General features: G+C 64.6%; 17 protein-coding genes and 1 tRNA gene. 8 read left to right on the top strand and 10 right to left on the bottom strand.

What is annotated here, in order from left to right; translation table 11 throughout:
* The 4 genes from ettA to CH278_RS01505 all read right to left on the bottom strand — a co-directional run bounded on the left by ettA (position 1) and on the right by CH278_RS01505 (position 4,946).
* On the bottom strand, positions 1-1,680 hold the full coding sequence (gene ettA, locus CH278_RS01520) for an energy-dependent translational throttle protein EttA (RefSeq protein WP_027497597.1): 1,680 nt from the start codon (positions 1,678-1,680) through the stop codon (positions 1-3).
* A gap of 125 nt (positions 1,681-1,805) precedes the next feature.
* Positions 1,806-2,294 (bottom strand): single-stranded DNA-binding protein, encoded by a 489-nt coding sequence (ssb, locus tag CH278_RS01515; RefSeq protein ID WP_032382727.1) that lies wholly within the window; start codon positions 2,292-2,294, stop codon positions 1,806-1,808.
* Positions 2,295-2,459: 165 nt separating this feature from the next.
* Positions 2,460-3,116, bottom strand: coding sequence for an IMPACT family protein (locus tag CH278_RS01510; RefSeq protein WP_094621021.1), 657 nt, complete (start codon positions 3,114-3,116; stop codon positions 2,460-2,462).
* A gap of 33 nt (positions 3,117-3,149) precedes the next feature.
* Complete coding sequence (locus CH278_RS01505; RefSeq protein ID WP_094621020.1) at positions 3,150-4,946, bottom strand: ABC transporter ATP-binding protein; 1,797 nt, start codon at positions 4,944-4,946, stop codon at positions 3,150-3,152.
* Between the two features lie 82 nt (positions 4,947-5,028).
* On the opposite strand from CH278_RS01505, the gene CH278_RS01500 reads away from it, so the two are divergent.
* Complete coding sequence (locus CH278_RS01500; RefSeq protein ID WP_032382725.1) at positions 5,029-5,454, top strand: MarR family winged helix-turn-helix transcriptional regulator; 426 nt, start codon at positions 5,029-5,031, stop codon at positions 5,452-5,454.
* 7 nt (positions 5,455-5,461) lie between these two features.
* Here CH278_RS01500 and CH278_RS01495 read toward each other — a convergent pair whose 3' ends face one another.
* Together CH278_RS01495 and CH278_RS01490 are read right to left on the bottom strand one after the other, a co-directional pair.
* Positions 5,462-7,375 (bottom strand): cytochrome c oxidase assembly protein, encoded by a 1,914-nt coding sequence (locus tag CH278_RS01495; protein WP_371828157.1) that lies wholly within the window; start codon positions 7,373-7,375, stop codon positions 5,462-5,464.
* Positions 7,376-7,584: 209 nt separating this feature from the next.
* Entirely contained in the window at positions 7,585-8,742 is a 1,158-nt protein-coding gene (locus CH278_RS01490; protein WP_094621019.1) for an XdhC family protein, read from the bottom strand.
* 146 nt (positions 8,743-8,888) lie between these two features.
* Between CH278_RS01490 and CH278_RS01485 the strand changes: the two genes are divergently transcribed.
* The 3 genes from CH278_RS01485 (at position 8,889) to CH278_RS01475 (ending at position 11,280) form a co-directional block, all read left to right on the top strand.
* Positions 8,889-8,961, top strand: a tRNA-Arg gene (locus CH278_RS01485).
* A gap of 70 nt (positions 8,962-9,031) precedes the next feature.
* On the top strand, positions 9,032-10,174 hold the full coding sequence (locus CH278_RS01480; RefSeq protein WP_094621018.1) for a N(5)-(carboxyethyl)ornithine synthase: 1,143 nt from the start codon (positions 9,032-9,034) through the stop codon (positions 10,172-10,174).
* Complete coding sequence (locus tag CH278_RS01475) at positions 10,171-11,280, top strand: methyltransferase (protein ID WP_094621017.1); 1,110 nt, start codon at positions 10,171-10,173, stop codon at positions 11,278-11,280. Before CH278_RS01480 ends, CH278_RS01475 begins: the two co-directional genes overlap by 4 nt.
* Positions 11,281-11,350: 70 nt before the next feature.
* On the opposite strand, the gene CH278_RS01470 is transcribed toward CH278_RS01475, so the two are convergent.
* The 3 genes from CH278_RS01470 to CH278_RS01460 are packed head-to-tail and all read right to left on the bottom strand — an operon-like array spanning position 11,351 to position 13,953.
* Positions 11,351-11,587: a hypothetical protein gene (locus tag CH278_RS01470; protein WP_027497606.1), complete on the bottom strand. Its 237-nt coding sequence runs from the start codon at positions 11,585-11,587 to the stop codon at positions 11,351-11,353.
* Positions 11,588-11,610: 23 nt separating this feature from the next.
* Positions 11,611-12,795, bottom strand: a complete 1,185-nt coding sequence (locus CH278_RS01465; protein WP_032368223.1) for a fatty acid desaturase family protein — start codon at positions 12,793-12,795, stop codon at positions 11,611-11,613.
* A gap of 45 nt (positions 12,796-12,840) precedes the next feature.
* Complete coding sequence (locus tag CH278_RS01460; RefSeq protein ID WP_032368224.1) at positions 12,841-13,953, bottom strand: ferredoxin reductase; 1,113 nt, start codon at positions 13,951-13,953, stop codon at positions 12,841-12,843.
* A gap of 195 nt (positions 13,954-14,148) precedes the next feature.
* Here CH278_RS01460 and CH278_RS01455 point away from each other — a divergent pair, with 195 nt between their 5' ends.
* Together CH278_RS01455 and CH278_RS01450 are read left to right on the top strand one after the other, a co-directional pair.
* On the top strand, positions 14,149-14,775 hold the full coding sequence (locus CH278_RS01455; RefSeq protein ID WP_027497609.1) for a TetR family transcriptional regulator: 627 nt from the start codon (positions 14,149-14,151) through the stop codon (positions 14,773-14,775).
* A 35-nt stretch (positions 14,776-14,810) separates the two neighbouring features.
* A complete protein-coding gene (locus CH278_RS01450) occupies positions 14,811-15,632 on the top strand; it encodes an alpha/beta fold hydrolase (RefSeq protein WP_037220357.1) in 822 nt (273 codons plus the stop codon).
* On the opposite strand, the gene CH278_RS01445 is transcribed toward CH278_RS01450, so the two are convergent.
* Positions 15,629-16,951, bottom strand: a complete 1,323-nt coding sequence (locus CH278_RS01445; protein WP_027497611.1) for an MFS transporter — start codon at positions 16,949-16,951, stop codon at positions 15,629-15,631. The genes CH278_RS01450 and CH278_RS01445 overlap by 4 nt on opposite strands.
* A gap of 83 nt (positions 16,952-17,034) precedes the next feature.
* Between CH278_RS01445 and CH278_RS01440 the strand changes: the two genes are divergently transcribed.
* Both CH278_RS01440 and CH278_RS01435 read left to right on the top strand, forming a co-directional pair.
* On the top strand, positions 17,035-17,562 hold the full coding sequence (locus tag CH278_RS01440) for a PadR family transcriptional regulator (RefSeq protein ID WP_027497612.1): 528 nt from the start codon (positions 17,035-17,037) through the stop codon (positions 17,560-17,562).
* Positions 17,559-19,604 (top strand): NADPH-dependent 2,4-dienoyl-CoA reductase, encoded by a 2,046-nt coding sequence (locus tag CH278_RS01435; RefSeq protein WP_256991796.1) that lies wholly within the window; start codon positions 17,559-17,561, stop codon positions 19,602-19,604. The genes CH278_RS01440 and CH278_RS01435 overlap by 4 nt, the downstream gene beginning before the upstream one ends.
* Positions 19,605-19,613: the final 9 nt, after the last annotated feature.

The raw sequence follows: 19,613 nt of genomic DNA, 5'->3' as shown, positions 1-19,613 counted from the left end.
TCAGTCTCGGGTCAGCTTCCGGTGCGTGACGCGGTGGGGACGCGCCGCGTCGGGGCCGAGCCGCTCGACCTTGTTGGCCTCGTAGCCCTCGAAGTTGCCCTCGTACCAGTACCAGGCAGCCTCGTTGTCTCCGAAGCCGCCTTCCCACGCCAGGATGTGGGTGCAGGTGCGGTCCAGGAACCACCGGTCGTGCGAGATGACCACGGCGCAACCGGGGAATTCCTCGAGCGCGTTCTCGAGCGATCCGAGTGTCTCGACGTCGAGGTCGTTGGTCGGCTCGTCGAGCAGGATCAGGTTTCCGCCCTGCTTGAGCGTCATTGCCAGGTTCAGACGGTTGCGCTCACCACCGGAGAGAACTCCGGCGGGCTTCTGCTGATCGTGGCCCTTGAATCCGAACGAGCTGATGTACGCGCGGGACGGGAATTCCGAGTTGCCCACGGTGATGAAGTCCAGGCCGTCGGAGACCGTTTCCCAGACCGTCTTCTTCGAGTCGATGCCCGAACGGTTCTGGTCGACGTAGCTGAGCTTGACGGTCTGCCCGATCTTCACCTCGCCGCCGTCCGGCTCCTCGAGCCCGACGATGGTCTTGAACAGTGTCGTCTTGCCGACACCGTTGGGTCCGATGACGCCGACGATTCCGTTGCGCGGCAACGTGAACGACAGATCCTTGATCAACACGCGGCCGTCGAAGCCCTTGTCCAGGCTCTTGACCTCGACCACGACGTCGCCGAGGCGCGGCGGGTTGGGGATCTGGATCTCGTCGAAGTCGAGCTTCCTGGTCTTCTCGGCCTCGGCCACCATCTCGTCGTAGCGAGCCAGACGAGACTTGCTCTTGGCCTGGCGAGCCTTGGCACCGGAGCGAACCCAGGCGAGTTCGTCCTTGAGCCGCTTCTGCAGCTTCTGGTCCTTCTTGCCCGAGACCTCGAGGCGCTCGGCCTTCTTCTCCAGGTAGGTCGAGTAGTTGCCCTCGTACGGGTACAGATGTCCGCGGTCGACCTCGGCGATCCACTGCGCGACGTGGTCGAGGAAGTACCGGTCGTGAGTCACGGCGAGAATGGCACCGGCGTAGGCGGCCAAGTGCTGCTCGAGCCACAGCACACTCTCGGCGTCGAGGTGGTTGGTCGGCTCGTCGAGCAGCAACAGGTCGGGCTTGCTGAGCAGCAACTTGCACAGGGCCACGCGACGCTTCTCACCACCGGAGAGATTGGTGACCGGGGACTCGGGCGGCGGGCAGCGCAGCGCGTCCATCGCCTGTTCGAGCTGCGAGTCGATCTCCCAGGCGTCGGCGTGGTCGAGCTTCTCCTGCAGCTCGCCCATCTCTTCCATGAGCTCGTCGGAGTAGTCGGTCGCCATCAGCTCGGCGATCTCGTTGTAGCGCTTGAGCTGGACCATCGTCTCGCCGAGGCCGTCCTCGACGTTCTCGCGAACGGTCTTGGTGTCGTCGAGAATCGGCTCCTGCATGAGAATGCCGACCGAGGCACCGGGAGCGAGGAACGCCTCACCGTTTCCGGGCTGATCGATTCCCGCCATGATCTTGAGGATGCTCGACTTACCGGCGCCGTTCGGGCCGACGACGCCGATCTTCGCTCCCGGGTAGAAGCTCATCGTCACGTCGTCGAGGATGACTTTGTCGCCGTGCGCCTTGCGCACCTTCTTCATGGTGTAAATGAATTCAGCCATGCCGCCCAGCTTATCGGTGCGGCCGCGTCGGAACACCATCGACCGAGTCCGCGCCGAGCCCGCATCCGTCGTCCGCGGTCGTGCGCGGGTTCCATCCACCGGGGACGACGGATGTCGGTGGGCCGTCAGGCGGGTACCGCCTCGCGGATGTCGTCACCGATTCGATCGCGATCCGGCTCGTCCTCCGGTGGTTCGGCGGCACCCCGATCGTCGTCGGTGAGTGCCTCGTCTGCAGGTACTTCGGGCGCGACCGTCCTGGTCCGCTGGATTGCCACGTTGCAGCGCGCAAGGTCCGGCCCGACGGCGCTGGCCCGCATCTCGAGGTCGGATCGTTCGACGCCGTCGCGATTGGTGTATTCGTTGGTGCGCAGCTGTCCATAGGCGATGATCGGATCGCCCTTCATCAACGATGCGCCGACGCCGCGCACGAGTCGACGCCAACACGTGACCGTGAGATAGAGGGTGCCGCCGTCGGTCCATTCACCGGTGTTGCGGTCCTGCCGTCGGGCATTGCTCGCCATCCGGAAGCTGAGGACCTCGTCGCCGGTGGGCGTGGAGCGCTTGACGGGATTGGTGATGACGGTGCCCACAACAGCGCACTGAGCTTCGTACATGGTGTCTTCCTCTCGATGAATGTCGCGTGATTGCGATCGAGATCGACACTGCTACGCCGGAGCCGCCCGTGACGGACGTGTTCGCGAAATGTGGACAACCGCTGAGCCTGTGGATGAACGTCCAGGATCGGCTGGTCATGACGCTACTGGTGTCGGACCGGTGTGCTACTCGGCTGTTTCGACGTAGACGTGCCCACCGAGAGCCGGCACCACCCGTCCGGCGGTGAGCGACGCCACCAGCGCTGCAGTCGAATCGGCGTCTGCGACGGCGACGGTGAGCACGGCTCTAGTGTCGTAGGCGGTATCGAGCACCGACGCCCCGTGTCCGCGTAGCTCCGATTCGACCCGTCCCACCTCGGCGTGGTCGAGTTCGAGGGTCAGCACGTCGCGTCGCTCTCGGGTGAGAAACCGAGCCCGGGCAAGTGCCTCGGTGACCGCACCGCCGTACGCGCGGGCCAATCCGCCGGTACCGAGCTTGGTGCCGCCGAAATATCTGCCGACCACCGCGACCACGTTGGTCAGCCGATGACCGCGCAACACCTCGAGCATCGGCGTTCCTGCCGTGCCGCTGGGTTCGCCGTCGTCGTTGGATCGCTCGATGCGGTGGGTCGAGTCTTCGTGGACGACAACGATGCCTGCAGCCGAGGATTCGACGATGAATGCCGAACAGTGATGTCCGGCAGTCGGATCCGCTTTCCGCGCCGCTGCGATGACCGCGCGAGCATCGGCCTCGGTGCTCGCCCTGTCCACCACGGTGACGAACCGCGATCTCTTGACCTCGGTCTCGCACACAACCCGGCCGGCGATCGTTCGAAGCTCCATCACGCGGCAGCCCAGCTCATGCAACAACCCTGATCATGCAGCAACGCTGTCCACGACATCGTCTGCGGCACGGACCAATTGGGCGTACATACCGTCTTCGGCGAGCAGAGCCTCGTGGCTTCCGACCTCGCGCACGATGCCGTGATCGAGTACCGCGATGGCGTCTGCTGCACGCACAGTGGACAGGCGATGGGCGATCAGAATGGTGGTACGGCCGTGCATCAAACCGTCGAGCGCTGTCTGCACTGCGCGTTCGGTGCGATTGTCCAGGGCGCTCGTCGCCTCGTCGAGCACCAGAATCGGCGGGTTGCGCAGGACAGTTCGGGCGATTGCGATGCGCTGCTTCTCACCGCCGGAGAATCGGTAGCCGCGCTCGCCGACCATCGTGTCGTAACCGTCGTCGAGGCCGTCGATGAAGTCGTGAATCTGGGCCGTCCGAGCGGCAGCCACGATCTCGTCGTCGGTGGCGTCGGGTTTGGCGAACCGCAGGTTCTCCCTGATGGTGGCGTGGAACAGGTAGGTCTCCTGAGAGACGACGCCCACCAGGTCGGCAATGTTCTCCGACGCCAGATGCCGCAAGTCGACACCGTCGATGGTCACCGAGCCGGCTGTCGGATCATGCAGGCGGGCAACGAGGTATCCCAGCGTGGTCTTGCCCGATCCGGTTGCGCCGACGAGCGCGAGCGTGCTCCCGGCCGGTACGTCGAGATCGATGTTGCACAACGTCGGGACAGTCGCGGCGGCATAGGTGAAGTCGACGCCGCGGAATGCGACATCGCCGCGCACGCTCTCTCGCGAGAGTGTGACCGGGTGCTCGGGTTCGGCGACATCGATGGGCAGCCCGAGATACTCGAAGACTCTGCCGAACAACGCCAAGGATGCCTGTACTTCGACGCCGGTGTTGAGCAATTGCATGGTGGGCCGGAACAATTGGGTCTGCAATGCGGTGAACGCGACCAGGGTGCCGATCGTCAACGCACTCCCCTGACCGATGGTGATGCCGGCGAACCAGTACACCAGAGCGGGCATCACGGCGAAGCTGATCTGAATTGTCGCCATCCGCCACTTGCCCGCCATCATCGCGGCCAGTTCGACACCGGCCACCTCGTGCGATCGGTCGGCGAATTTGTCGGTCAGCGCCTGGGCGGAACCGGTGGTCTTGCCCAGAAGAATTCCACTGACGGACAGTGATTCCTCGATCTGGACGGACAGATCGCTGAGCAATTTCTGCCGCTTGGTCGAGATCTTGCGACGCTCGTCGCCGATACGTCGAGCGACTCGCACGAAGATCGGCAGGATGATCAGCGAGAACGTGGCGAGCTTCCAATCGAGCAGGAAGAGCGCGACCACGGTCGCAGCGACCGTCGTGGCGTTTTGCGCGATGGACGTCGCGGTGTTGGTGACGACGGATTGCATGCCGCCGATGTCGTTCGCGATACGCGATTGCACCTCACCGGTGCGCGTTCGCGCGAAGAATCCGAGGGACTGTCTCTGCAGGTGCGAATAGACCTGCACGCGCAGATCGTGCATGAGTTGCTGACCGACGCCGTTGGACATCCAGGTCTGCACCACGCCGAGAGTGTTGGTGGCGACTGCAACAGCGATCATGCCGACCGCGATGAGGCTGACGAGCGTGACGTCGCGGTCGGGAATTGCATGATCGAGGAGTTCGCGAAGAAGTAGAGGTGAGGCGAGCGCAATGATGGCGCTGGCCACGATGATCGCGCTGACGACAGCGATCTTGCGCCGGTAGGGCGTGAACAAAGCCAGGACTCGCCGGACGGGCGCTGGATCGGAAGCGAGTGGTACGCGTTCGGGACGGCTTTCCAAGTAGACCTCCGTGGTAGCTGAAGTAATATGCAGAGGTTACCTCACTATGAGGTTGCGAGCAAGCCTCGCTATGATCCGTCGTATGGACACCGGACACTCGCCCAACCTGAGCGATTCGTTCATGGCCGTTGCCCGAAGAATTCGGCGAAGCCACATGACTGCGCTGGAACCGTTCGGACTCAACCCGTCGCAGAGCAGGGCCATGCACGTCTTGGCGCGCGAACGAGAATCGGTCCGATTGCGTGATCTGGCCGAGCACCTCCGCATCGTCGCGCGATCGGCCACCGACATCGTCGACTCGCTCGAAGCGGCAGAACTGGTGACGCGAGCGCCGGACCCGAGTGATCGACGCGCTGTCCTGGTCGAGCTGACCGACGCCGGCCGCGCCCTGCTCGACCGCGTCGACGAGGCACGACGTCAGGTGTCCGCGGACCTGTTCGACGGCCTCGAGCCGGCCGAACGCACCGAACTCGACCGGCTTCTGCACAAGATCGCCGGCAGCGACTGAAACGAAGCTACTGCCTGCCGTCCCGATCACGACGGGCCAGCTCGGCGAACATCGCGTTGTGCGCGGCCAGGTCGGCGTCGTGGTCACGCTCGGCGGCTCTGTCGCCGCGCCTGGCGTCGCGATCGTCGCTGCGGGACCACTGGATCAGCAGTGCGAGCATGACCAGCACCAGAGGCACCTCGCCGGTTGCCCACGCGATGCCGCCACCGAGCTTCTGGTCCCCCAGTAGGTCGGAGTTCCAGTCGAGGCCGAGCGTGCGGTAGAACCAGGCACCCATGACGGTGTTCATGCTCATCAGCGCCACACCGAAGAACGCATGGAACGGCAGTGAGCCGAACACCACGGCGAGTTTGGTGACCGGAGCAATCTTGCGCGGAGACGGATCGACGCCGATGACCGTCCAGTAGAACAGGTATCCGCTGAGCACGAAGTGCAGGTTCATCAACAGATGAGCTCCGTGACTGTCCAGTACGGCCCCGAAGATTCCGCCGAGATAGAGCACGTAGAAGCCGCCCACGAAGATCAGCGCCGCGACGAGCGGGTGGGTGACGAACTGCGACAGTCGACTGTGCAGGCCCATCAGCAACCACTCGCGCATCCCCGGGACGCCGTCCTTGCCTGCCGCGGGCAGGACACGCAACGCCAACGTCAGTGCACCACCGAGCGCGAGCAGAACCGGCGCAAGCATCGACAGCATCATGTGTCCGGTCATGTGCACGCTGAACACTGCCGTGGAATACCGTCCGATGCCCGACGACGTACTGATCAGCAGTGTGAGGCAGCCCAGGACCCAGGCGACGGTGCGACCGACGGGCCACGCGTCGCCGCGCAGTCGCAGCCGACGGACCCCGATCAGATACACCACGGCCATCACGATCGCGGCGGTGCCGAAGATCAGGTCGAAGCGCCAATCGAAAGCCATACGGGCGAACGTCGGCGGGCCACTGAGGTCGTACCCGAGCGCGGCCTCGGTCGGCGTCAGGTTGGGGTCGATCTCGGCGGGCGGAGGTGTTCGCCCGAGGCCGACGGCCAGGCCGACCGTCGCGGCGAGAACGAGCACCTCGGCCCCGGCGAACCGGAGCAGCGGTCCACGGGCGGTGGGATCGGCGATCAGTGCGGGCAGAGCACGACGCCGCTGCATCCAGCCGAATCCGCCGAGCACGATCAACGCGAGAATCTTGCCCACGATCAGCAGGCCGTACGTCGTGGTGAACAGGTCGGCGAGGGACACCCGAACCAGGGCGTTGATGACTCCACTGATGCCCATGACGACGAAGCAGACGCCGGCGATCGTGGAGAACCGCCGAGCAGCGACGTCGGTGTGCGCGCCGCGTCTGCGAACATGTGCAAGCAGTGCGAACAGCCCGCCCGCCCACAACGACGCGGCACCGAGGTGCAGGATCAGCGAGTTGGTCGCGATGTCGTGCGATCCGCCCGCCGAGGAGTGACCACTGAGCGCAATGGGCAGCAGGGTGGCCAACGAGAATCCGAGCAGCGCAGGCGTCCAGGACCACCGCAGTACCGTCCGCGAGGCAATGGCGACCACGACGGCCATGATGGCCGTCCAACGCCACGCACTGGCGATCTCCACCTGATCCAGCGCGATCCACAGATTCGCCGGCTTCACGGCCTCGGCGAACGGCTGGCCGGAGGTGTCGGACAGCGTCAACGGCACGAGGAGAAGCGCACATACGGCCCAGACCATGGATGCCACCGAGCCGGTGCGAACGGCCCGGTAACCGTCCACGTCGAGCACGCCGTTCTTCTGCGGCGGAACCAGGAACGCCGCCAGCAGGAACGAGCCGACCGCGATGACCGCTGCGATCTCACCGATCGCACGCAGGGCGGGTAGTCCGTAGGTGGTGGCCGGGCCGGGATCAGGGATACCGAGCAGGACCAACGCGTCCGACGCGGACAGCATGACGATCAGGGCAGCGGCGACACCGGCGATGACGCCGGCAGTGACGAACACCGACGTGGTTGTCGAGCGGGGATCTGCACTGCCCGTACCCTCGTCCGACCGCACATCGCCGGTGGAGTCCCCGGCGTGCGACGGGTCGGTCTTGTCGAGATCCGGTGTGGCCATACCACCAGAGTAAGAGGTGTTCGGCAGTACTCGAAACGCGAGTCCTACACAGCGTCGTACTTTGCCCCGTCCTCGGCGTCCAGCGAGTCGTGGTGGATGCGTCCGTGCTGCTGCCGGAGAGGCGTGCCGCTCCCGCCCCATCTCTGGGCGATGATCTCCGCCGCAATGGACACCGCGGTCTCCTGCGGCGTGCGTGCACCCAGGTCGAGTCCGATCGGGCTCGACAATCGCGCGAGTTCGGTCTCGGTCACTCCTGCCGCCCGTAACCGGGCGATGCGATCGTCATGGGTTCGCCGCGAGCCCATCGCGCCGACGAACGCCAGGGCCGGAATCCGCAACGCCACTTCGAGCAGTGGCACATCGAACTTCGGGTCGTGAGTCAACACACAGACCACGGTCCTCTCGTCCAACTCCCCCGCCGCCCACTGTTGGTTCAGGTAGTCGTGCGGCCACGCGACCACCACCTGCTCGGCAGCGGGAAAGCGCTGCGGGGTCGCAAACACGGCTCGGGCGTCGCAAACGGTGACGCGGTAGCCCAGAAAGGCACCCTGCTGCGCAACCGCCGCAGCGAAGTCGATGGCACCGAACACGAGCATTCTCGGCGACGGCGCATGACTGGACACGAACACCTGCATTCCCTGACCGCGGCGCTGGCCGTCGGTTCCGTACGTCAGAACGGCCGAACGTCCCGCTGCCAGTAACCCTTTCGCGTCGTCGGCAATGGCGGCGTCGGCCCGCGAGCTGCCGAGGGAACCGCGAATACCCGACTCCGTCAGAACTGCTCTTCGACCGACCCGTGTTGCGTCGGCATGGGCGATCACGGTGGCCACTGCAACCGGGACGTTGCGGCGCACGTTCGCCACGACGTCGCCGAACTCGGGAAAGGTGTGCTTCGACACCGCCTGCACGAACACATCCAGCGTGCCCCCGCACGTGAGCCCCACTGCGAATGCGTCGTCGTCCGACACCCCGTATCGAGTGAGTATCGGGGTACCGGACTGCATGACGTCCTGCGCCGACTCGTACACGGCACCCTCGACGCAGCCGCCGGACACCGAACCGGCGACCGCACCGTCCTGGCCGACCATCATCGACGCACCCACAGGACGCGGCGCGGAGTCGAATGTCTGCACGACCGTTGCCACCGCGGCCTCGTCGCCGGTCTGCCAGGCGTGCAGCAGCTCGTCCAGAATGTCGTGCATCGAACCTCCTTCGGGTGCCGGCCGGCACGTCTACGACATCACAGGCTTCCCCCTGCACTGCTCCCTCAACCCATGCCGGTGTGATCGCCGTAGGCGGAAAGGTACACTCGTCAACCGTGCTCGAGCGGGCCTGTCCGCGCGTGCCAGCCTCCGTAGCTCAGGGGATAGAGCAAGGGCCTTCTAATCCCTTGGTCGCAGGTTCGAATCCTGCCGGGGGCACCCTCTGACCAGCGCGAACGCTGGCCGACTCGCGTTACTGTGGTTGACTTCGCGTAACGAAGGGTTACACGTGCATCAGCTCACTCTCGGAGTCCTCTCACGTTCGCGCAAGCCCGATGAGCGTCGACTTCCGATTCATCCTCTTCATTTCGATCGCATCGACGCCGACATTCGAGGCCGAATGTTCCTCGAATCCGGCTACGGCGAACCGTTCGGAATCTCCGACGAGCACCTGGCCACGCAGGTCGCGGGTATCGGCACCCGCGCCGAACTCATTGCTCGGTGCGACGTGATTCTGCTGCCGAAGCCTCAGGCCGAAGATCTCGAGTCTCTTCGACCCGGCCAGACGCTCTGGGGTTGGCCGCACTGTGTGCAGGACGAAAGGCTCACCCAGATCGCCGTCGATCGCAAGCTCACGCTGATCGCCTTCGAGGCCATGAACCACTGGACGCAGGACGGCTGGTTCAATCTTCATGTGTTCCACAAGAACAACGAATTGGCCGGGTACTGCTCGGTGCTGCACGCATTGCAGCTGATCGGTTCCACCGGGGACTACGGCCGCAGGTTGCGGGCCGCTGTCATCGGTTTCGGAGCCACGGCTCGCGGCGCGGTCACCGCGCTCAGTGCACACGGGATCCACGACGTCGATGTCCTCACTCAGCGTGGGGTCACGGCGGTGGGTTCGCCGATCCACTCGGCCAACATCGTCAATTTCGATCTCGACGACGCCGATCCCCGCCAGAGCCGAGCTCTGACTCCCGACGGTCGAATCCCACTCTCGCAGTTCCTGTCCGACCACGACGTGATCGTCAATTGCGTACTGCAGGATACGAACTCACCACTGACGTTCCTGACGAACGAGGACCTGCCCACATTGACTCCGGGCACCCTGGTCGTGGACGTCTCGTGTGACGAGGGAATGGGATTCGAATGGGCTCGGCCCACGTCGTTCGCCGACCCGATGTTCACCGTCGGTGACAACGTGCACTACTACGCCGTCGACCACAGTCCGTCCTATCTGTGGAATTCGGCGACGTGGGAGATCAGCGAATCGTTGCTGCCCTACCTTCGCGTGGTTCTCGACGGGCCCGCGGCGTGGAGTGAGGACGCCACCATCGAGCGTTCCATCGAAATCAGGGAGGGCGTCATCGTGAACCCCAATATCCTTGCCTTCCAACATCGCAGTGCGGAGTACCCGCACACTGCAGCATGAGCGTCACGTGGGTCGAGGACGGCATCGAACGATCCGCGCGATGGCAGTCGGAGAACGGTGCGCCGCCACCGCGGGTGGTGCGGATCGTCGACGACGCGACGACGGCGGACGTGGCCTACAAGCTGGCGACGATCGGCGAGTCCCTGCTGTGGCGTGGCGATTACAACAACGCTCGCCAGCTCCTGTCGGCCATGACGCGGCGGGTACCACCGGCCACACAGCCCGAGAACGCGTCGCCCGCCGAGCGGTTCCACCTGCATCGTCAGTACCAGGCGCGGCGCGCACGGGTATTGGGAATGCTTCTGGTGCAACTCGATTCGGATCTACGGCTCGATCTCGGCCGAGCGCCGGAGGTGCGATCGGCCGTAGCGGAAGCACTGGGTCCCGGTGCCTCGGCCTGCGTCCTGTCACTACGGGAACTGCTCGGGATCATCGGCGCACACGAGTGGCGCCGCAAGGGAGTGTTCGTGCCGGCGCTGGACGCGTCCGTTCATCCCCACTACGGAGTGTTCTCGCCTGTCCGCGGTGAGTACATCCAGCTCGTCGCCGACGCACCGCTACCTGCCACGGACCGGGCTTTCGACATCGGGACGGGCTCGGGTGTGCTGGCTGCGGTACTCGCGCGCCGGGGCGTACCTGCGGTGGTGGCGACCGACAAGGACCCCCGATCGGTCGCGTGCGCCCGCGCCAATCTCGACGCACTCGGGTACAGCGATCGGGTCGAGGTGGTGCAGACCGACATCTTCCCGAGCGGCCGCGCGGGATTGATCGTCTGCAACCCGCCGTGGATACCCACCAAGCCGACGTCGGGGATCGAGCATGCCGTCTACGATCCCGGTTCTCGCATGCTGAAATCGTTCCTCAGCCGCCTCGGCGGGCATCTGACGCCCGACGGCGAGGCCTGGTTGGTATTGTCCGACCTCGCCGAGTTGCTCGGATTGGTCACGCGCACAGACCTTCTCGCGTCGATCGACAAGGCCGGCCTGACCGTCGTGGACCGGATGGACACCGTGCCATCGCATTCTCGAGCGACCGACGCCTCCGATGTTCTGCACGAAGCCCGGTCGCGCGAGACCACGTCGCTGTGGAGACTGCGCCGCCGCTAGCCATCCGCGCCCGAGACACGAGAAAGCCGCCCGAGCAATGCTCGGGCGGCTTCGTCGATCGTGCGGTGAGTCAGTGCCGGTCGCGGGTCTCGAACTCCCCGTTGATCACGGTGCCCAGCGGCGCGTCCCGCTCGGCCTTCTTCGCGGCCTCGCGCATTTCGATTCCATCGGTGATCAGATCACCGATCTCGCGAGTGACGTCACGGACCGCTCCGGCGATGATCACCACGATTCTGCCGACGTGTGTCGCCGCAGACTCGGTGAAATCCTGCACGGTGTCCTTGTTGCGCTCGAACCTTCCCACCACCAGGACCGCCCCCTTCGAAGTCGTCACGCTGCGTCGGTCTTCTTACGCTCGACGATAACACTGGCCGGGGCAGCCGATCCGGTGAGCGAGTTGGGCAGAGCGAGCTTGAAGATCTTGCCCCACACGGTGCCGATCTGGTGGAAGAAGCCGCCGGTGTTGTACGGCAGGTCGTACTTCTGGCACAGAGCCTTGACCTCGGGTGCGATCTGCGGGTAGCGGTGCGCGGGAAGATCCGGGAAGAGGTGGTGCTCGATCTGGTGCGAGAGGTTGCCGGACATGATGTGGAACAGCGGCGAACCCTCGATGTTGGCCGATCCGAGCATCTGACGGACGTACCATTCGCCCCGGCTCTCGTCGGCGGTCTCTTCCTGGCTGAAGGTCTGCACCCCCGTCGGGAAGTGGCCGCAGAAGATGATCGAGTACGTCCACACGTTGCGGATCAGGTTCGCAGCAACGTTGCCGACCACGGTCGAGGCGAAGAACGGCCCGGTCAGAGCGGGGAAGATGACGTAATCCTTGAGAGCCTGCTTGCCCGCTTTGCGCCACATTCCCTGCAGCAACGGCTTGACGTCGTGCCACTTCCTCTTGCCGGCGACGATGTTCTCGGTCTCGAGGTCGTGCAGCATGACGCCCCACTCGAAGAACGTCATGAGCAGGAATGCGTAGACGGGGTTGCCCAGGTAGTACGGGTTCCACTTCTGGTCCTGATCCATGCGCAGGATGCCGTACCCGATGTCGCGGTCCATGCCGACGATGTTGGTGAATGTGTGGTGCATGTAGTTGTGCGAGTGCTTCCACTGGTCTGCCGGGCAGACGGTGTCCCACTCGAACACCTCGGAGTTCAGACCCGGCTCACGCATCCAGTCGTACTGGCCGTGCATGACGTTGTGGCCGATCTCCATGTTGTCGAGGATCTTCGCGACGCCGAGTGCGCCGACGCCGGCGAGCCATGCCGGCGGGACGAAAGGCAGATACATCAGTGCGCGTCCGGTGATCTCGAGCCCGCGCTGCGCCTTGATGATCTTGTAGATGTATTCGCGGTCCTCGTCGCCCAGTTTGGCGACGGTGCGGGCACGCAGGTCGTCGAGTTCGCGGCCGAGCTCTTCGACCTGTTCGTACGTCAGTACGGTCGGCTCGTCGGGCAACGTTTCGTTGCGTCGGAAGGGAATGACGGCGGTGGGCAGGATCGAGAGAATCGTTCCGAGCATCTGCTGATCTCCAATTCGATCGGGTGGTGGGCGGGAGCTCCGGGACTAGATGTCGATGTCGACGTCGCCGACGGCAACGGACACACAGAGCTGGATCTTCTTGTCGGATTCGGTGTCGGTCTCACCGGTCTTGATGTTCTTGGTGCAGCCGGACTTCTTCACCGAGGTGCAGGTGAAGCAGATGCCCATTCGGCACCCGTTGGCCGGCGACAGACCGGCTCCCTCGGCTTGTTCGAGCAACGTTGCACCGTCGTTCTCGGCGGCGACGTCACTTCCGGAGAACGTGGTGGTTCCCGTGACGTCGTCGCTCACGGTGGCGAAGGACGGTGTGAATTCCTCGAGGTGCAGTCGGTCGCCGAGCCCTGCGTCGTCGAAGAACGACGTCACGCCCTTCATCAGCCCGGGTGGACCGCACAGGAAGGTGTCCGCGTCTGCGAACCACGGCGCCACGGCGTCGAGATGCTCTTTGCCGAAGAACCCATGCAGGTCCCCGCCGGTCGTCTGCTCGGTGTATGCGAAGACGAGGTTCACGTTGTCGTGCTCGGCGGCGATCTTCTCGAGCTCCTGCTTGTACGCGACGTCGTTCTCGGTGTACGCGTAGTGCAGGAAGGTCAGGTCGCTGCTGTACCCCTCGTCCAGCAGCGACCTGAGCATGGACAGCACGGGCGTGATGCCGCTGCCGCCGCTGATCAGCAGCGTGCGCGCCGGGCGTGGCTGGGGAAGCTTGAACGTGCCGTCCGCCTGCGACAGGCTGACGACGAGGCCGACGTGCGCGTTCTTGTGCAGATACTGCGAGACCAGCCCCTCGGGGTGCGCCTTGATCGTCAGCTCGATTCGGCCGTCCTTGCGGTACTGCGAACAGGCCGGCGAGTAGCAGCGAGTCTGACGTACGCCGTCGATGACCACCCCGACCTGAACGAACTGGCCGGCCTGAAAGCCCTTCCACTGTCGGGTGGGGCGGATGGTGAGCGTGAGCGAATCTTCGGTGGACCGGTGTATCTCGGTCACTTCACCGCGCAGATCACGAACGGTCGTCATGGGGTCGACCAGCTCCAGGTACCGATCGAGCGCGTGGGGCGTGGCCATGGCCTCGAACAGGGAAAGAAGCGAGAACTTGCGCGAACCCGTGGGTCGCGTCGGACGTTCTTGAAGCGTCATTCCATCCTCCCTAACCGGATCGAACCCTACGACCCATTCAGTGAACGATTGTGCACTAACATGAGTGTGACAGAGCGACACCGGTACCTGTCAACGTTTATGTGACCGCCATTACAGACCTCATGTGAAGTTCACGGGGACCGCGGAAGCAACCGGAGGGGAGATCACAGAGTGCCCGCCCATAAACTGGACGCCGTGACAGAACCGGGTACCCGCGCGGAGCGCAAGGAGCGCACGCGGCAGGCCTTGATCGACGGCACACTCGATCTGCTTCGCGAACGGTCGTTCGCGAGCGTGAGCCTGCGTGAGGTCGCGCGGTCCGCCGGCATCGTCCCCACCGCGTTCTATCGACACTTCGCGTCCATGGAAGACCTCGGGGTCGCGTTGGTCGAGGACAGCATGCGCATGCTGCGCCAGATGCTGCGCGACGCCAGACGCAACCCGAGTACCAAGACGGCCACCGAATCCTTCGGCATCCTGGTTCGTCAGGTCCGCAGCCACGAGGATCAGTTCCGCTTCCTCAGTCGCGAGCGCTACGGCGGAGTCACCGAGGTACGTCGCGCGTTCGCCACCGAGCTCCGGCTGTTCGTCAGCGAGCTGACCATCGACCTCTCTCGCATGCCCGGTCTCGAACGATGGGACGTCTCCGATCTCGAGATGACGGCCGACCTCCTGGTCTCGACGATGCTGACGGCGGTGGTCGGTCTGTTGGAAATCGACCGACCGGGTAGTCAGAACGAGAAAGACCTCATCGAACGCACCGAGAAGCAGATCCGGATGATCATGCTGGGGATGAGCAAATGGGAACCGCGACGGGCTTGACCGTCGGGCACGAGCGCGAGCCGCGAAGGAGCATCATGACCACCGAGGTACACATCGGCGAGTACACGTTCGAGCTGGCGCAGGCAGGTCCCGTCGACGGCGCACCCGTCGTTGCGCTGCACGGCTTTCCACAGACCAACGCGTCGTGGTCGCGGGTGACCCCCGAATTGACGGCCGCGGGCTGCCGCGTCCTGGCCCCCAACCAGCGGGGCTACTCCCCCGGTGCCCGCCCGATCGGCGTCGAGCACTACCGCATCGAGCGTCTCACCGAGGATGTCCTCGGTCTGCTCGACGCCTCCGACCTGAACTCGGCGCACCTGGTGGGGCACGACTGGGGCGCTGTGGTTGCCTGGCATGTCGCTGCCGAGTATCCCGACCGCGTCCGAAGCCTCACTGCCGCATCCGTTCCGCATTCCGCGGCGTTCAACTGGGCCATTCGCGAGGACCCGGACCAGCAACAGCGGTCGCAGTACTTCGGTTTGCTTCGCGAACCCGAGAAGGCCGAACGAGTACTGACCGAGAACGACGCGCAACGGCTCCGCGCGATGTTCGGAGCCGAGAGCCTCGACGACGAATACGTTCGCCATCTGACGGTGCCGGGAGCACTGACGGCTGCGTCGAGTTGGTATGCCGCGATGACGAGGGAGTTCGCGAACCTACCTGCGGTGACGGTGCCGACCACCTACGTGTGGAGCAACGGCGACACCGCCATCGGTCGAGCCGGCGCGGAGCGCTGCGGCGAGTTCGTCGATGCGCCGTACCGATTCGTCGAACTCGACGGCATCTCCCATTGGATCCCCGAGGAAGCCCCCGACAGACTCGCAGCCGAGATCTTGGATCGTATCGGGTCGGCCTAAACCTGTTCCGGGGCGCGAACTTTGAGCAGTGCCAGCAGCCCGGCGGCGAGAACGATGATCAGCCCGGCGATACCCGCGCGGTCGGCGTCGAACATCCACACGAACAGCCCGAACAGCGAGGGCGCGAGGAACGACGCGGCCCGACCCGTCGTCGCGAACAGTCCGAAGAACTGACCCTCGCGCCCGGGCGGTGCCAGTCGGGCCAGGAAGGTACGCGCAGACGATTGCGCGGGCCCCACGAACAGGCACAGGATCAGCCCGAAGATCCAGAACATCGTCGGTCCCGACACGAACAGCAGAATAGTTCCGGCCGCGATCATGGAAGTGAGCGAGAAGACGATGACCTTCTTGGGTCCGATTCTGTCGTCGAACCGCCCGGCGACGATGGCACCGAGGCCCGCGATGACATTGGCGGCGACGCCGAACAGAAGTACGTCCGCCGCGCCGATGCCGTAGACGCTGACGGCGAGAACGGCTCCGAAAGTGAACACGCCCGCCAGCCCGTCTCGGAACAGTGCGCTGGCGATCAGGTAGTAGACGGCACGCCGGTCTGCGCTCCACAACTCGCGCACATCGCGAAAGAGAACGCGATAGGACTCCGCGAAGCCGGCCTGTGCCGCCTCGGGATCGGCGATGGCCCTGGGTACTTCGGGAACTGCGAACATCACCGGGATGGCCGAGACCGCGAACCAGACGGCCGCCAGCACGGCGACGAGCCTGATGTTGAGCCCTCCGTCGGTGCTCAGCCCCAGCAGGCCCCGAGTGTCGCCGTCCCCGACGATGAAACCGAGGTAGCACAGAAGCAGTAGGACGATTCCACCGAAATAGCCCATCGCCCAACCGAATCCGGACACGCGTCCGATATTGGCCGGGGTGGAGACCTGCCGCAGCATCGAGTTGTACGGAATACTGGCCAGCTCGAACATGATGGATCCGAGACCGAGCAGCAGCAGCCCGAGCCAAAGATAGTGGTAGTCGTCCTGTACGAAGAACAAGCCGGCCATGGCCACGACCGTCAATGCGGTCAATAGCCCCAGCAGCCATTTTCTCTTGCCTCGGGCGTCGAAGTACTGCCCGCACACCGGTGCCAGCAGTGCGATGACGACGCTCGACAGCGCGATGGACCAGCTGAACCACGTGGTCGCCGAGATGGATCCGGGTAGGTCGTCACCTACGGCATCGGTGAGATACACCGAGAACACGAACGTGAGAATGACGGCATTGAACGCGGCCGATCCCCAGTCCCAGAACCCCCAGGCGGTGACCTGCTTACGCGTTGTGGCGACTCCGACGACAGCGGCCTCCGGCTGGGTTCCCATGGTTGCCAACACTAGCCCGCGACGGGCCCATGTTTGGGTGCACCTAGTTGCATAGTCACCACGTTGCATACATACTCTCGGGTGTGGCTTTGGAACACGCGATTCTGGTCTCCCTCACCGAGCTGAGCGGCTCGGGGTACGAGCTCGCCCGACGGTTCGACAAGTCCATCGGCTTCTTCTGGAGTGCAACTCACCAGCAGATCTACCGCACTCTGACGCGGATGGATGGAGCGGGCTGGATCACCGGTGAGGCAGTCGCGCAGGACGGCCGACCCGACAAGAAGGTCTATTCGGTCAGCGCTGCGGGCCGAGCCGAGCTCGATCGGTGGATCGCCGCACCGACCGATCCTTCGCAGCTTCGCGAAGAACTCGCCGTGAAGATTCGCGGAGCGGCCAACGGTGACATCGAAGCGTTGAAAGTCGAAGTCGCCCGCCACCGCGACGTACATGCCACCCGTCTCGACGTGTATCGACTGATCGAGAAGCAGGACTTTCCGGCCCCCGCTGCCCTGACCGGTACCGCGCTGCATCAATACCTGGTGCTCCGCGGCGGGATTCGTGTCGAAGAAGGATTCACCGAATGGTGCACCGAGGTATTGGAGAAACTGTGAAGACCGAGCAGACCACTGGTCCGTACCCGATTCTGTTGTCGCCGTTGGACGTCGGCGCAACCACGCTGAAGAACCGCGTGATCATGGGATCGATTCACACCGGCCTCGAAGATCGCGCCCGCGACACCGGCCGCCTGGCGGCCTACTTCGCCGAGCGTGCCCGCGGCGGAGTCGCACTCATCATCACCGGGGGTTACGCCCCCAATCGCACCGGGTGGCTGTTGCCGTTCGGGGCCAAGCTGACCAACCGCATCGAGGCCCGTCGGCACCGCAGGATCACCACTGCCGTGCACCGCGAAGGCGGCAAGATCGCGCTCCAGATCCTCCATGCCGGACGCTATTCCTACCAGCCGCTGAGTGTGTCGGCATCGTCGATCAAAGCTCCCATCAATCCTTTTCGGCCCAGGCGATTGACCTCGAGGGGCGTTCGCTGGCAGATCAGAAACTTCGTGCGGTGCGCCCGACTCGCACAGAGCGCCGGCTACGACGGCGTCGAAATCATGGGCGGCGAAGGCTACTTCATCAACCAGTTCCTCTCCGAGCGCACCAACAAGCGACGCGACGAATGGGGCGGTTCCGCGGAGAACCGTCGCCGAATGGCAATCGAGATCGTGCGGCAGATCCGTGCCGCCGTCGGATCCGACTTCCTCATCGTGTTCCGGCTGTCGATGGCCGACCTCGTCGAGGAGGGCCAGAGCTGGAACGACATCGTTGCCCTCGCCGAGGACGTCGAGGCCGCAGGCGCGAACATCATCAACACCGACATCGGCTGGCACGAATCGCGGGTGCCGACCATCGTCACCTCGGTTCCGCGAGCAGCATTCGCCGACATCACCGGCAAGCTCGAAAAATACGTGAGCATCCCCGTCGCCGCGTCCAACCGCATCAACATGCCCGAGATCGCCGAGAACATCCTCGCCCGCGGCGACGCGCAGCTGATTGCGATGGCCAGGCCGATGCTCGCCGATCCGTTCTGGGTCGAGAAGGCTGCTTCCGATTCCGCGGATCGAATCAACACCTGCATCGCCTGCAATCAGGCCTGCCTCGACCATACCTTCGTACACAAGAAGGTCTCGTGCCTGGTCAACCCTCGCGCCGGTCGCGAGATCGACCTGCAGTTGTTGCCGACGAAGAAGACCAAGAAGGTGGCGGTCGTCGGGGCCGGGCCCGCCGGACTGTCTGCGGCGCTCACCCTTGCGCAACGCGGACACGCCGTCAGCCTGTTCGAGGCCAGGAGCGAGATCGGCGGCCAATTCGGTATCGCCCGTCTGATTCCCGGCAAGGAAGAGTTCGCCGAGACCATTCGCTACTTCTCCACCGCTCTGCGCGACGCGGATGTTGCGGTACACCTCGATACTCGGGTCACCGCCGCAGAACTCACCGCGGGCGAATTCGACGAGGTGGTCCTGGCCACCGGTGTCACTCCCCGAATGCCGCAGATCCCAGGTATCGATCACCCGTCCGTGCTCTCGTACGCGGAACTGGTACGCGACGGTAGGGCCGTCGGCGACCGGGTCGCGGTCATCGGTGCCGGCGGTATCGGCATCGACATCTCCGAGTTCCTCACCACCGACGCCTCCCCCACGCTGGATCTGAAGGAATGGAAGCAGGAGTGGGGAGTCACCGAGCCCGAGGCCGCGCCGGGCGCGTTGACCACCCCGGTGCCTGCCGCATCTCCTCGGGAGGTCTACCTCCTGCAACGCAAGCCGGGACGTATCGGGGCCGGTCTCGCGAAGACCACCGGGTGGGTCCACCGCGCAGCATTGAAAGCCAAAGGCGTGCATCAGCTTTCGGGGGTGAACTACGAGAAGATCGACGGTGCGGGCCTGCACATCTCGTTCGGCGAGAAGCACGAACGCCCACGCTTGCTCGAGGTCGACACCATCGTGATCTGCGCGGGCCAGGAGTCGGTCCGCGATCTGGTCGACGAGCTGAAGGCCGCGGGCACCACCACACACATTATCGGCGGTGCGGACGTGGCGGCAGAGTTGGACGCGAAACGGGCGATAGAGCAGGGCACCCGGCTCGCGGCCACGATCTGATCTGTCCGC

The sequence above is a fragment of the Rhodococcus sp. 05-2254-5 genome (assembly GCF_002258575.1).
In the GTDB taxonomy this organism is placed as follows: domain Bacteria; phylum Actinomycetota; class Actinomycetes; order Mycobacteriales; family Mycobacteriaceae; genus Rhodococcoides; species Rhodococcoides fascians.
This window is presented reverse-complemented; position numbering and strand designations above follow the sequence as displayed.